At 61.7% G+C, this 13,486-nt stretch carries 10 protein-coding genes; all 10 read right to left on the reverse strand.

Annotated features, from left to right (window positions below; genetic code table 11):
- Nucleotides 1–6: 6 nt before the first annotated feature.
- Nucleotides 7–1,038: an iron ABC transporter permease gene (locus JOE33_RS01190; protein ID WP_010429195.1), complete on the reverse strand. Its 1,032-nt coding sequence runs from the start codon at nucleotides 1,036–1,038 to the stop codon at nucleotides 7–9.
- Complete coding sequence (locus JOE33_RS01195; protein WP_010429198.1) at nucleotides 1,031–2,020, reverse strand: iron ABC transporter permease; 990 nt, start codon at nucleotides 2,018–2,020, stop codon at nucleotides 1,031–1,033. The genes JOE33_RS01190 and JOE33_RS01195 overlap by 8 nt, the downstream gene beginning before the upstream one ends.
- A complete protein-coding gene (locus JOE33_RS01200; protein ID WP_010429201.1) occupies nucleotides 2,017–2,922 on the reverse strand; it encodes an iron-siderophore ABC transporter substrate-binding protein in 906 nt (301 codons plus the stop codon). The genes JOE33_RS01195 and JOE33_RS01200 overlap by 4 nt, the downstream gene beginning before the upstream one ends.
- Nucleotides 2,912–4,795: an IucA/IucC family protein gene (locus tag JOE33_RS01205; RefSeq protein ID WP_187626027.1), complete on the reverse strand. Its 1,884-nt coding sequence runs from the start codon at nucleotides 4,793–4,795 to the stop codon at nucleotides 2,912–2,914. The genes JOE33_RS01200 and JOE33_RS01205 overlap by 11 nt, the downstream gene beginning before the upstream one ends.
- A gap of 3 nt (nucleotides 4,796–4,798) precedes the next feature.
- A complete protein-coding gene (locus JOE33_RS01210; protein WP_187626028.1) occupies nucleotides 4,799–5,572 on the reverse strand; it encodes an aldolase/citrate lyase family protein in 774 nt (257 codons plus the stop codon).
- On the reverse strand, nucleotides 5,572–7,431 hold the full coding sequence (locus JOE33_RS01215; RefSeq protein ID WP_209924021.1) for an IucA/IucC family protein: 1,860 nt from the start codon (nucleotides 7,429–7,431) through the stop codon (nucleotides 5,572–5,574). Before JOE33_RS01215 ends, JOE33_RS01210 begins: the two co-directional genes overlap by 1 nt.
- A gap of 21 nt (nucleotides 7,432–7,452) precedes the next feature.
- A complete protein-coding gene (locus JOE33_RS01220) occupies nucleotides 7,453–8,859 on the reverse strand; it encodes a DHA2 family efflux MFS transporter permease subunit (RefSeq protein WP_187626030.1) in 1,407 nt (468 codons plus the stop codon).
- Nucleotides 8,856–10,064, reverse strand: coding sequence for a type III PLP-dependent enzyme (locus tag JOE33_RS01225; RefSeq protein ID WP_187626031.1), 1,209 nt, complete (start codon nucleotides 10,062–10,064; stop codon nucleotides 8,856–8,858). The genes JOE33_RS01220 and JOE33_RS01225 overlap by 4 nt, the downstream gene beginning before the upstream one ends.
- Nucleotides 10,057–11,841: an IucA/IucC family protein gene (locus tag JOE33_RS01230; RefSeq protein WP_187626032.1), complete on the reverse strand. Its 1,785-nt coding sequence runs from the start codon at nucleotides 11,839–11,841 to the stop codon at nucleotides 10,057–10,059. The genes JOE33_RS01225 and JOE33_RS01230 overlap by 8 nt, the downstream gene beginning before the upstream one ends.
- Before the next feature lie 198 nt (nucleotides 11,842–12,039).
- Nucleotides 12,040–13,416 (reverse strand): diaminobutyrate--2-oxoglutarate transaminase, encoded by a 1,377-nt coding sequence (locus tag JOE33_RS01235; RefSeq protein WP_187626033.1) that lies wholly within the window; start codon nucleotides 13,414–13,416, stop codon nucleotides 12,040–12,042.
- Nucleotides 13,417–13,486: the final 70 nt, after the last annotated feature.

Here is a 13,486-nt window from a genome sequence, read left to right on the forward strand (position 1 = left end):
AATTCCTTAATGCCGCTGGTTGATCAATAGATACAGAAAGAACGGTGTGCCCAGCACCGCAACAAAAATCCCTGCGGGCAGATCCAGCGGCAGGAACAGCGTGCGTCCGGCCAGATCGGCAAGCATCACCAGATTGGCACCGATCAGCGCCGCCATCAGTGCCTGACCGACGAACCCCGGCGGCGTCAGCCGTTTGGCTATATGCGGCGCAATCAGCCCGACAAAGGCAATCGCCCCGCCCCAGGCAACCGCCAGCCCGGCCAGCGCGACGCTCACCAGCAGCAAACCGGCGCGCAGCCATTGCACGCGCACGCCGATGCCCTGGGCCAGCGCGTCATCCAGTTGCTGCATGCGCACCTGACGGGCGAGCAGCGCCAACAGCGGCAACGTCATCAGCAGCCAGCCGGCCAGCGCGCGTGGCTCCGGCCAACTGGCACCATACACGCTCCCGGTCAGCCAGACGTAAGCCGACAAGGTGGTGGTCAGCGGGCTGAACACCAGAATGAACGTGGTGACCGCAGCCAGCAGGGCCGACACCCCTACCCCGATCAACACCATGCGCAAGGGTGAAGCGCCCTGATTCCAGGCCAGCAGATAAATGACCAGTGCCGCGAGGCCTGCGCCAGAGATCGCCGCCAGGGGCAGAAACTGCGCGCCCAGTGCAGCCGAGAAGAATGACAGGTACAACACGGCTGCCGCGCTGGCACCGCTGGTGATGCCTAACAGATCCGGTGAGGCCAGCGGGTTGCGAATGATGCTTTGCAGGATCAGCCCGGACACCGCCAGGGCCGCGCCGACCAATGCGGCCAGAGCCAGCCGTGGCATGCGCAGTTGTTCGACGATGAATACCAGGCTGGCGTCCGCCTGACCGGCAAAAATACTCAGCAGGGTCGCCGGCGACAGATTGATCTTGCCCAATGCCAGCGAGCTCAGCGCAACCAGCAGCGTCAGCGCCAGTCCCGTAAGCAGGCGCGTGAATACCGTCAGGCTGAACTGCCGGGAAAAACGCCGGTAGCGCACGGTGAAATGCTTATCCATAGCGCGCCCCCCGCCGAACCAGTGCAATAAAGAACGGCGCACCGAACAACGCAGTCATAACACCCACCGGGACTTCCTGAGGGACAATCACCACTCGCGTCAGCGTGTCGGCCAGCAATAACAGCGTCGCGCCCAGCACTGCGCAGCCGGGCAGCAGCCAGCGATGATCAATGGACAGCGTCTTGCGCACCATGTGTGGCACCAGCAGGCCGATGAAGCCGATACTGCCTGCCAGCGCCACGGCACTGCCCGCCAGGGCAATGATCACCACGCTCATCATCAGGCGAATCAGCCCCGTACGCTGGCCCAGAGCCGTCGCGATGGCTTCCCCGGTGTTGAGCACGTTGACCTGCCCCGCCAGCAGCAGAGCTCCGACCAGCCCCACGACCACGCAGACGAGCAACGGCGCGGCGGTGCTCAGTTCGCGCTCCGACAGGGAGCCGGCCAGCCAGAACAGCACGGTGTCCAGCCCGTCCTGATTGACCACCAGCAAGGCCTGACTGAATGCGGTAAACAAGGCGGTGATCGCGGCACCGGCCAACACGATGCGCAATGGATTGAGGCTGCCCTGCCCCCGGTTGCCGATGACCCAGACAATCGTACCCGCCACCGCAGCCCCGATGAACGCGCACCACAGCCATTGGCTCATGGACGACAGCGTGAGCAGCGACGAACAGGCAATAATGGCAAACGTCGCGCCGGCATTGATGCCGAACAGGCCAGGCGACGCCAGCGGATTGCGCGTCAGCGCCTGCATCAGGGCACCGGCCACTGCCAGACTCGAACCCACCGCGACGGCCATCAGGGTACGTGTCAACCGTGTGTCGAGCAGCACATGCTCGATAGCGCTCAGCACATCAGGCTGCCAGACACTTCGCACAATGGCAGCAGGCGATATCCAAGTGGCCCCGGTGGCCAGACTCAATCCCATGCTCGCAACCAGTAGCAACAGCCCCAGGCCCAGTTTTGCCGCAGCCGTCATGAGGCGCGATCCGCCAGCGCCACGCGAGCGATCTCATCGAGCATGCGGTTGGCGCCCAGAATGCCGCCGGACAGGCTCCAGGCGACGGCATCGACGCGCCATACCTGACTGTCCCGTACTGCCCGCAACTGTTGCCAGAACGGGTTCTGCACCAGTTTGTCGTAGGTGTGCTGCGCGGCGTTGCTGTCCGCGCGCTGAAAAACAAAGAACAGGTCGGCATCGACCACAGGCAAACTCTCTTTACTGCTGAGTTTAAGGGACACGCCCGTGGCTTCGCGGGCCGCAGGCGTCCAGGCAAAGCCCAGTTCACTGAGCACCGAGCCGGCAAAGCTGGCCGGCAGATAGCTACGGATATGGTCTTCGCGAATGTCGAGCACCGACACGGTGATCGGCCAGCGCCCGGCGAACTTCGCCTGCAACTGGCCGCGCAGCGCCGCCACACGTTGTTGCCATTGTCCGAGCAGGTCGATGGCCAGCTGTTGACGCTGCATGGCCGCGCCCATCATTGCCAGGGTACGCTTGAACTCGAACACCTCTTCAAGCATAAGCACCGTGCTGATCTGCTCCAGCAGCGGCGCGATGCGTTGATGACGAAAGCGTGAGGCGACGATCAGATCCGGCTTGAGCAGCACGATATCTTCCAGGCTCGGCTGGGTTTCCAGACCGACATGCGGGACCGCCGCCAGCGCCGGGCGCAGGTAGCGGTACATCGGTTTTTCGCTCCACGAATCCACCACGCCGCAAGGCGTCACCCCCAGGGCCACGGCACTGTCGGACGCCCCCTGAAACAGGGTGACGACTCTTAGCGGCGCTGCCCGGGCAATGCCAGGCAGCGCCAGTAAGCCCAGCGAAAGGCGCAACAGGGTGCGCCGCGAAGGATGCAGGGTTCGGTCAGGTTGCACGGCGCAACCTGTGGAACGGGTTGACCACTTCGCCCTTGCCGAACGGCATGCTGCCCGGACCGCCAGCGCGCTCGATCATGGGCGTCAGCAGAAGTTTCTGCGGCCAGTTGGGGGCTTCGAACAGTTGGTGCCTGATCATGCCACGCGCCTCGTCGTCAAATTCGATGGTTGTGATCAGATTATCCAGAACATCGCGCAGTACGGTCCACAGCGCAGTGACCGGCACGTCGTACACCTGCGCCAGAGTATCCATGATTGCCCGCACGTTTACCTGAATACCCAGTGTCTGCAGCCAGAACAGCAAGTCCTCGGGGCGCTCATGATAAAGCGTATTGGCATGACCTTTCTTGATTCGATACTCCGGGTCGTGCATGCCGTTGCGCTCCAGCCAGGGCACGAAAATACGCAACGAGTCGTGGTCACGCAACAGCAGTCCTTGCGCCTGTCCGGCTTTCCAGACCATGACCGCGTTCTGGCCATGCACTTCGCCGAGCATGCCCAGGCGGAACATGCGCAGGTTGATGTCGAAGAAACTGTGGCTCAGCTCGCGAAACAGTGTCAGCACCGAAGCCTGATTGCGCGGCAGGTCGCGGTAGTCCATCCACTCGTCGAAGAAATGCCGATTGCTCCCCGGTAGCGGTGTACCCAGTGCCGCCATCGGCAGCAGGCGGCACTCCGGATCATCCAGCAAGGCTGCCGGATAGCCGCGCACCATCGCCGAAAGATGCCGCGGCCCTTCGTCGAACAGCGTGGCGTGTGGCGGCATGAACGCCCACCATTTGCGTTCGTCGCACAGGTGCAGCGAACGACTCAGGGCTTCATCCTTGTCGACCACCTGACGCAGCAGTTTTTCGCTCAGCCCGCCGTTGATCATTTTGACCGCTGGCAGGTAGCGCGAAGCGCCGAGCGAATAAATGGCCATGGGCAGCTTCAGGTAGTCAGCGCTGTTGAAGCACGGTGTCATCGAACGCAGCGACGAAGTGGCATGGACCTGCGCCTGATTGAAGTCAAGCCGCTGGCAATCACCCTTGGCGAATGCATCACCCAGCTGGACCTGCAGAACATGCTCGAACTGCCACGGGTGAACCGGCAGCGCAACGTGGCTGGCGGCAATGCCACGCGCCTGCATCTCCTGGTCAAGCTCCGCTTGCAGGTTTTCAGGCAGCAGATAGCGGGCTGGAAAGGATGCGTTCAAGTCTCCCACTCCGTCGCCGCATTGCAGCAAGGTCTTGTCGACAGCCACCCAGTTCAGCGCCACCGGCTGGGCGAACTCGGCCTGGTACTGCAGGTATTCCTGCTCGTTCAAGCCTTGTTTGGCCTTGGCCAGCGGGTGATACGGGCGATCACGCAGCGACGCCCACTGCTCCATGGTTCTGAAGAACGTCGCGCCGTCCTGGGCCATCAGGTTCTGCTCGTCGACCTTGTGGTCCAGCGACAGCGCGGTCTGCCAGACACTGATGCGCAACACCTCCAGAAACAGCGCGATACCCTTTTCGTTGTCCTGACGCTCGCTGTCCTGAAGCAGCGTCGCCTTGCCGGCAAACACCCACTTCATGAAGTCTTCCGGTGACAACTGCGTCCAGCGTTCGTCCTGCCGGCCCAGTACCGGCGTACCGGGCACTTTTTCCCATTGCTGGGTAATACCGGGGCGCAACGCGATGCTGATGAAGCGTTGCTCCGAATCATCGCAGCACCATTCCCAGATTTGCTCCGCGCTGCTCTGCTCTACCAGTTGCGGAGCCTGTGGATGACGCAGCTGCCATTGGCTGCTGTCCTGCAGGCGCAACGGCTCGCGACCAAAGAAATCTTCAGCCAGCAGGCAATCGACCAAATCCTGCATGACCAGGTCAGCGGCGAGTGAAGTGAAGTTCATGGTTTATTTTCCTTCTGCTGAATGTTGAGCCAGGCGGGCCTGAAGCGCGCGAAAGGCAATGCCGCGCTCATCCCCGAGGACAAAGGTGTTGACCCCGCGAGCCTGCCAGCGGGCAGCGTCACCGGGTTGACGAGGAATCGCGCAATAGGCGACGCCCGCCGCGTGGGCGGCTTGCCAGGTTGCAAGCAGCGCGTTTTGTACTTCTGGTTGATCGATCTGCCAGGGCATGCCCAGTGACTGCGACAGGTCTGCCGCGCCTTCAAGAATCATGTCCAGCCCCGGCACACCGGCGATCTCGGCGGCGCGTCGCACGCCTTCGGCGCTTTCGATCATCGCCACCACCATGATCTGCTGATTGGCGGCCTCCACGTACTGCGCCAGGATGTGCTTGCCGAACGAGCCGGGACGTCCGGCATTTAGGCTGCGGCGACCCAGCGGGTGGTACTTGCAGGCGGCAATCGCATCCGCCAGCTGCTCGGGGCTCTCGATCATCGGCAAGACAATGCCCTGCGCGCCGCCATCGAGTAGGCGCAGCAGGGTTTTCGGGTTGAGATCGGCGACCCGCACCAGTGGCGTGAGGTTGTAGCTCTCTGCCACGCGGATCATGTTTTCCACGGTTTCCGGGTTGATCAGGACGTGTTCCATGTCGATGATCACGAAGTCGAACCCGGCTTCGGCGATCAACTCGATGGCGGCCGGAGCCGGGATCGAACTGATCACCCCGTGCGCCGGCTGTCCGTCGGCAATTCTGCTTTTGAGTGCATTGGTCCTCAGCATCATTGCGGCCTGTAGGTGTGCAGCGGGTTAGGCACCGAGCGAAAGCGACGCTCGCCATCACCCAGCAGGCGACGTTTGGTCAGTTCTTCCACTTCATACGACGGCGCAAACACGTCAAACAGGCCGAAGCGGTCGCGATGCTGCGGGTGAGCCCGCTGATAATCGAGAATGACGTCGGCGGTCATCTGCCAGAACAGCGCTTCGTCCAGCTGGTATTGCTGGCGCAGGAAAATCGCCATCTCGGCCAGGCAGATGAAGAAGAAGCAGTCACAGGAGAAGTCGCGTACCGCGTTGACGTCATCGGTGACGATGAACGAGTTACGGTTGAGTTTCGCGTGGCTGGCCGGCAGCGGCACCAGCTCCGGGCACAGCTCGGGCCGCCCGAGGTGCGCGGGTGAATAACGCACGCCGTCATGGAAGTCCTTGAGGGCGATGCGCTGCGGCCAGCCCTGCTTGACGATCAGCACGATGTTCTGGCCGTGGGACTCCATGCCGATGCCTTCGGCATAGAGCATGTGAATGATCGGCGGCACCGTGACCTGCAGCAGTTGCCGGGTCCACTCCTTGAGCCCGTACTGGCTGACCCACGCGTCTATGAACGGCGTCTGCTGGCCATCACCGTAACGATTTTCCACATGGCTGAGGCCGTTGAATGGCACCGCCTGCTCGTCGTCCCGGAGGTATTGATGCAGGCTTTCCCGCCAGATGGCACCCAGCGTGCCGTAGGTCTGCGCTGAACGCGATTCCGGCAGATGGCTGTAATCGAAGCTCACCCCCGCCACCTCACCGAGAATCACGAAATCCAGCGCGCGAGCGGTGCTGTCGGTTGCGATCAACCGGTGCAGCCAATCGGTAATGATCGGGCCGTTCAATACCGTGTGACGCGCCAGAATGCGGGTGCTGGAGGTATTGGTCATGCTCATCGCCAGCTTGACGTATGGCCGCTGAGGCTGACTGGCGTTGGCCAGCGTGCGAATCGACTGCTGAGCCTTGTAGCTATCGGTCGAGGTGCCCAGGTAAATCAGCTCGCCGCTGGCCAGTTCCGGGTAGAAGGTCGACACCGTGACGTTGTCCCACTGCCACGGATGCACCGGCATCAGTTGATAGTCGTCGATGGACTTGCCCTGCGCGGCCAGGTCTCGAGTTATTTCCTGCCAGCGTTGCGTACCCAGCTCCTGACGAATGAACGCCTGAAAATCCATGCTTCGCGAATGGCCGACCGAGGCGCTTGATTTCGCCACGGCCAGCCAGACCACCGCGAAAGGCGTGGCGAATTCTGGCCCGTAGTGGCGGTTGTCAGCCAGGGAAAAGCCGATCCGCGACTTGTAACATGGGTGATAGCTGTGGGCATCCATGAAGTGCTGCTCCAGCGCATCGACATCCAGCTGATGCGCTGGCCGTATAGGTTGATAGCCCTGATTGCGGGCCTGCAGATCCTTGAGCTGGGTCTGCTCGATTTCCTGGATAAAGCGCGCCAGGTGCGGGCTGTCCTTGAACGGGCTGAGCAGCTCGGTCAACGCCAGATGCAGATCCGGCACGCTGCGTTCGCCGGCATTATCCACCCGTTCAAGCGTGGCGTGATCCAGGCGGATCAGCTCGAAGCTGGTGCTCAGCAGCCCCTCGCAGCGGTATTCCACGCCGTCGCTGACGGCCACTGCAAAACGATGCCGATGATCATCCAGCGGCTCACAGCGGTAAGGGAGTGCCGCCTCGTACAGCAAGGTTTGCAGCAGTTGGCCGATCACGCGGCGTTGTACTTGCGCATAGCGCTCGGCACTGACGTCGGCGAGCCAGGCACCAGTCCCTGTCGTTGTCGTTGTCGGCGCGGCGTTGCGTTGCAGCGGTAAAGGGGTAGCCATGTTCATACCTCGAACGAAAAATTATCGGGGTTCGACCGCGTCGGGCTGGGCCTCGGCGCGCTCGTCGTTAAGGGGGAAACGCCAGGCACAGGGCAGTGCCAGCAGGATCAGCAGACCGGTGGCGATGAACACTTCGCTGATGGCCGAGGGCGTTGCGGCCGGTCCCGCGGTGTTGAGGCGGAACTCCAGCCACAGCGACGCGATGACGATGGCCAGCGACGCGACCAGACGGCGGGAAATGTTGTTCATCGCAGCGCCCTGAGTGACCATCGGCTCGGGCAAGGCATTGAGCCCCGCGGTGGTCACCGGCATGTAGGAGAGCCCGAGGCCGGCGCCACGAACCATCATCAGGACGAACACCACGCCGATCGCGGCATCGGCCTTGAGCATGCCCAGCGCCAGGGTCGAAACGCCGGTCAACAGCAGGCCGACGGCGACGACGGTGCGCGGACCATGGCGGTCCAGCGCCTTGCCGCCCCACTGGCCGCACAGGCTCGCGAAGCTGGCGGTACACAGCAGCGCCAGGCCGGTCCAGATCGGGTTGTAGCCCAGCACGCTCTGCACCAGCAGCGGCAACAGCACCAGGCACTCGAACATGCCGACCGATTGCACCACGGCGATGATCACGCTCAGGCGATAGCCGCGCAGGTTGAACAGGCGCAGATTGAGCAGCGGTGCCTGGCGATTCAACTCGACCTTGACGAACGCCACCAGGCAGGCCACTGCGATCAGTACCATGGCCTGATTGACCGGGTCGAGCAGCGCCTGAGCATGATGCATACGGCTGATGGCGATCATCAGCAAACCGATGCCCGACGCCACCAGCAGGTAGCCGATCAGGTCGAAAGGCTTGCGCTCGGCAGGCTCGGAGTCCGGCAGCACGCCGACGCCCAGCAACAGTGCCAGCAGGCCGATGGGCACATTCATCAGGAACAGCGAGCGCCAGCTGAACCACTCCAGCATCAGGCTGCCACACAGCGGACCAAGCGCCGGCGCGAGCATTACTGCTGCGCTCCAGAGCCCGGTCACCCTGCCCCGTTCATGCTTTTCATACACCGAGAAGATGATCGCCAGCGACAAGGGGATCATCAGCCCGCTGGCAACGCCCTGCACCATCCGTGCGGTGATCACCAGCGCAATGGAGTCGGCCAGCGCGCCCAGCAGCGAACCGCCGATGAACAGCGCCACACCCCACAGGTACAGGCGTTTGCGTCCGATGCGCTGACTGAGGAAACTGGTCAGCGGCATGGTCATGCCCATGCTGGTCATGAACCCGGCGACGATCCAGGTGGCCAGCAACGGCCCGATCCTGAACGCTTCCATGAAGGTAGGCAGCGCCGGGTTGAGCGAACTGTTGCTCAGGCTGACCGTCAGCGTACCGAGCAGCACGTTGAACACCACCCAGCGGCGTGGGACGTTGAAACTCATTGGCGAACCCGTTCGCCGTTGCGCACAAAGTGCTGTGACGGTCTTGGATGGCAGAGAAAGTCGGCGTGGGAGATGTTGTAGCCATACGCCCCCGCCAGCGGCAGTACCAGCAGATCACCAATGTTTACACCCTTGAGTGGCTGGCGGCGGCTCAGTACATCCTTGGGCGTGCACAGCTGCCCGACAATGGTGTACGCCTGTTCTGACGAGGCAGCGTTCTGCGGCGTATTCGGCAGGTGGATAACCGGATGGTCATGGCTTTGCGCAACCGGCAGGCGAAACTGATGAGTACCGCCCCGGCAGACCAGAAAATGCTCGCCGTGGCTGGTTTTGCTGTCCAGCACCTCGATGGCGTAATAGCCGCAATAGGCGCTGATGAAGCGTCCCGGCTCGAAGCGCAGGATCGGCGCGTCGTGCTGCTCGCCCAGGCGCTTTTCCAGATAACGGCACAGCCGCTGCCAGTCGAACTGCTGACTGTTCAGGTAATCGACGCCAATGCCGCCGCCGACGTTGAAATGGGTCAGCTGGCTCGGGTTGCGGGCCAGTGCTTTCCATTCCTGCCAGCGTTGCAGGTAGAAATCGAGCAACTGCTCATGCCGTTCTACCGACATCTGATGCGACATGGCGTGTACATGGAAGCCCTTGAGCGTCAGATGGCTGGCGTTGTCCACGCGTCTGACCGAATCGGCCAGATCGGCTTCGTCAATGCCGAACGGTGTCGCTGTTCCGGCCATCGCCAGCCTGCTCGACTGCGCAGCGGGCAGTTGCGGGTTGATGCGCAGGAACACCGGCTGCACGCGGCCCGCCTGTTCTGCGAGCTGTTGCAGACGCGCGATTTCGTTGAGGCTTTCCAGGTGGATGGCTTCAACCTTGTTCAGCAACGCCGAGCGCAGATCGGAATCGAGTTTGCCCGGGCCCGAGAACACGTAGGGCTTGCGTGTCGGACAGGCCATCACCCGCTCGATCTCGCCCCCGGAGGAAATCTCAAAGCCACTGACCAGGGGGGCCAGGGTTTCCAGCATCAGCGCTTCACTGTTGGCCTTGATCGCGTAATACAGCTCGACACCGGCAGGCAGCGCCGCCATGACTTCACTGACATGCTGCTGCAACGCGTCCAGGTCGTAGACAAAGGCCGCGAGCGGATCGGTTTCCAGCGCCCGAGCCTCTTTGATGGCCGCCAGTACGGTTTCCGGCACCTTATGCATAACGTGCCTCCGTGGCCCACGGCGACGCAAGACGCACGTAGTTGGCTTCGCGATCGGCCTTGGCAGCGAGCCGGACCTTGAGGTTGGTCTTGCAGGCAATCGACTGGCCTGCGATCAACGCGTCCAGCTCGGGCGCAGGCAGTACCAGTTCGTCACGGATGCGCTGCAATTGCCGCTCGACGCGCTGCCACATCAGCGGTGCCAGGTGCGGGCGCTCCCAGCTCAAGGCCAGCACGGCCTCGGACAGGTTGTTGATCAGCAGGCAATAGGTAATGCGGTTCCAGCCCTGTTCACGGGTGTAAAGCAAAGACTGGCGAATTCTCGGGTGCAGCCCCACCTGAATCGCCTTGATGCCCAGTTCTTCGGTCAGCTTGACGCCTTCAAAGTCGCGCAACAGCAGCTGTTGCGGGCGTCCGTTGTCGTGAATCAGCACCGCGTTCTGCAAATGCGGCTCCATGACGATGCCATGATTGAAGAACAGTGCCATGACCGGGCTCAGCAGCAAGGCCTGGTACTCATCGAACCAGTTCAGCAGGTGCTGATCCTCGAGCTCCCCGCCATTGAAACGCTGGAGGAAGTCGTGCACCAATGGACGTGAACGCAGATCACGAGCGAACAGTGTGCCTGCCATCACGCTGCAATCGGCGCCAGAGCGGCGGCAGAAGTTTTCCCGCAGAATGGCGCCGGTCTGCTCGCGAAACCAGTGGCCATCCGTCTCGCTCGCGCCTTTGGGAGCCCAGCTCATCGAACCGGGTTCGGCGACGGTGGACAGGCCGCCGAGGGTTTCCGGGCGGGTTTGCTGCAGACGCTGGAACAGCTCGTCGATGATCAGCGTGCTTTCCAGTTCATACCACGCGTTTTTCCTCACACAGTTGGTGATGCGCACATTCAGCGAGCCCTTGATGAAGTAGTCGTGCCCCTCGATGTACCAGGTGCGCATCGACGCCGTCGGGCTGGCCAGCAGGCCGCTGGCACCCATGTCCGAGATGTCCCCCAGTTCGAGCAGACGTTGCACGCGACGGTCCTGCATGAACAACTGCGCCTGTACCGGATGCATGCAGATCAGCGCATGCCCGGTGCGTGCCCGCGACTGGTCAGCGAACCCGGACATCACTTCTGCTTCGCTCAAGCCATTGGAGGTGATTCGCAACCCTTCCAGCGGTACTTCGAACAGGTGCAGCGCGGTCTGCGCCTGAAACTCCGGGGCGTAGGTCTCCTGCGCCAGATGCTCGGGCCACAGCCGCGCCTTGGGTGCCGGATGATTGGGATGGCCGAACCACAAACCCTGCTCACTGGCCAGATAGCCGCTGAGTGGCTCCGGGTGCTGGCCGGTCATGTTGTGGGCAACGATGGCGGCAGTCAGGTGCTGACTTTGCAGGACCTGATCCAGCAATTCGTCGTTGCTGGCACGGGTCATGTGCTCACAGGCGGTCAGCAGTTGCCGGGCGAATTCGGCAAATGCCAGGCAGCGCCAGGTGCCCTGCCCCTGACGTGCATACACATCGGAAAGGTAGCGATGGCTGCCCAGGTGGTCGCGGCGGTCCACCAGGACAAAGAACTGTTGCTGATTGGGCAGGCTGATGGTGAGCGGAATGCCCTTCCATTGCCCGCCGTCCACGAAACTGCCAGGCGCTATTCCCTGCATGCCTTCAGGCCAGGTGTAATGCAGGCACTCTTGCGGCAGTGCGAATTCCTTGATCAGGCAATTGAGTAACGCACGAGTGGTTGCCAACTCGCTCACCATGTTTGATAAGACGGTGCGATCGGTATTAGTCATGTCTGCTCCACAGTCGCCTTTGCGCTGACCGTTTAAATGACGTCGCAACAAACGTTGATGTATCGCTTGCGGCACAACCGCCGAGCGGTCGAGGCGTGATAAGTTCGCCCAGCCAGACGTTGTGTGCGAGTGTTGTTTCAATCGTGATGTCAATGTCACGGATGACTTGCTGTTTATGCCCTGCTTATTACAGAACTTTCATTTACGCAGCTGAGCCAGTGCCGCCTTGAGGGCCTGTTCAAAACGCTGAATTACCAATTGGCATTGCTCTTCGGTAATGATCAACGGCGGCAATAAACGAATGACGTTGCCATTGCGACCACCCCGTTCAAGTAACAGCCCCTGTTTGAAACAATGCTGTTGAATGGCAACCGCCAGATCCGGGTCCATCGGCAGGCTGCCGAGGCGGTCCGCCGGTTTGCGCTCATCGACAATCTCGATGCCCAGCATCAGTCCGCGGCCCCGCACATTGCCAATCGCCGGATAGCGTTGCTGCAGCAGACCAAGCTGTTCCTTGAGCCAGTCGCCACGTTTTGCCGCCTGGCCAGCAAGGTTCTGTCGTTGCAGCACTTCAAGGGTCGCCAAGCCGGTGGCCATGGCCATCTGGTTGCCACGAAAGGTGCCTGCATGATTGCCCGGAGACCAGGCGTCGAACTCGCGTTTGAAGCCCAGCACCGCCAACGGCAGACCGCCGCCGACCGCCTTGGACATGACGATGATGTCGGGTTCGATTGCCGCATGTTCGAAGGCAAACATCTTGCCGGTACGGCCAAAGCCGGCCTGCACTTCATCCAGAATCAGCAGAATGCCATGCTTGCGGGTGACTTCGCGAATCTGTTGCAGCCAGGCGGCAGGCGCTGGATTGACACCGCCCTCGCCCTGCACCGCTTCCAGAATCACCGCCGCCGGGAGCGAGACGCCGCTTTCCACGTCTTCGATGAACTGGGTGAAGTAGTAACTCAGCGCTTCGGTACCGGCCTCGCCGCCAATGCCCAGCGGGCAGCGGTATTCATGGGGATACGGCAGGAACTGCACACCGGGCATCAGATTGGCGACGGCGTTTTTTGGCGCGGTGTTGCCGGTCAGCGCCAGGGCACCGTGGGTCATGCCGTGGTACGCACCGGAAAAGCTGATGATGTTATGGCGACCGGTGGCGGTCTTGGCCAGTTTGATCGCGGCTTCTACAGCATCTGCCCCGGACGGACCGCAGAACTGCAGGCAGTAATCGCGTCCCTGTCCAGGCAGCAGACTCAGCAGCGTCTCGCTGAAGGCGTCCTTGACCGCGGTGGTCAGGTCAAGGGTGTGCATGGGCATGCCCGAGGTCAGGAAGCTGTCGAGACTGGCCATGATGGCTTCGTGATTATGACCCAGCGCCAATGTTCCGGCTCCGGCCAGACAGTCCAGGTACGTGGTGCCCTCGACATCCGTGACCCACACGCCATGTGCCTTGGCGATCGCCAATGGCAACTTGCGTGGGTAACTCCTTACATTCGATTCAAACTTGCTCTGCCTGTCCAGATAGTTGGCATTGGTTTTCTGCGACGTAGTAGAGTGCAATAAGCCATTATTCAACATCTGTAAGTCCTCGCTGGATTTCCGGATGCAAATTATTATCATTTACCTGAAAGTGCAACCCATTGTTTCG

The organism is Pseudomonas sp. PvP027, assembly GCF_017833005.1.
GTDB classification, from domain to species: domain Bacteria; phylum Pseudomonadota; class Gammaproteobacteria; order Pseudomonadales; family Pseudomonadaceae; genus Aquipseudomonas; species Aquipseudomonas congelans.

Bases quoted from the DNA above. Each gene is read 5' to 3' on its own strand.
- JOE33_RS01190 (WP_010429195.1), bottom strand. From the start codon at position 1,038: ATGGATAAGCATTTCACCGTGCGCTACCGGCGTTTTTCCCGGCAGTTC.
- JOE33_RS01195 (WP_010429198.1), bottom strand. From the start codon at position 2,020: ATGACGGCTGCGGCAAAACTGGGCCTGGGGCTGTTGCTACTGGTTGCG.
- JOE33_RS01205 (WP_187626027.1), bottom strand. From the start codon at position 4,795: ATGAACTTCACTTCACTCGCCGCTGACCTGGTCATGCAGGATTTGGTC.
- JOE33_RS01210 (WP_187626028.1), bottom strand. From the start codon at position 5,572: ATGCTGAGGACCAATGCACTCAAAAGCAGAATTGCCGACGGACAGCCG.
- JOE33_RS01215 (WP_209924021.1), bottom strand. From the start codon at position 7,431: ATGGCTACCCCTTTACCGCTGCAACGCAACGCCGCGCCGACAACGACA.
- JOE33_RS01220 (WP_187626030.1), bottom strand. From the start codon at position 8,859: ATGAGTTTCAACGTCCCACGCCGCTGGGTGGTGTTCAACGTGCTGCTC.
- JOE33_RS01225 (WP_187626031.1), bottom strand. From the start codon at position 10,064: ATGCATAAGGTGCCGGAAACCGTACTGGCGGCCATCAAAGAGGCTCGG.
- JOE33_RS01230 (WP_187626032.1), bottom strand. From the start codon at position 11,841: ATGACTAATACCGATCGCACCGTCTTATCAAACATGGTGAGCGAGTTG.
- JOE33_RS01235 (WP_187626033.1), bottom strand. From the start codon at position 13,416: ATGTTGAATAATGGCTTATTGCACTCTACTACGTCGCAGAAAACCAAT.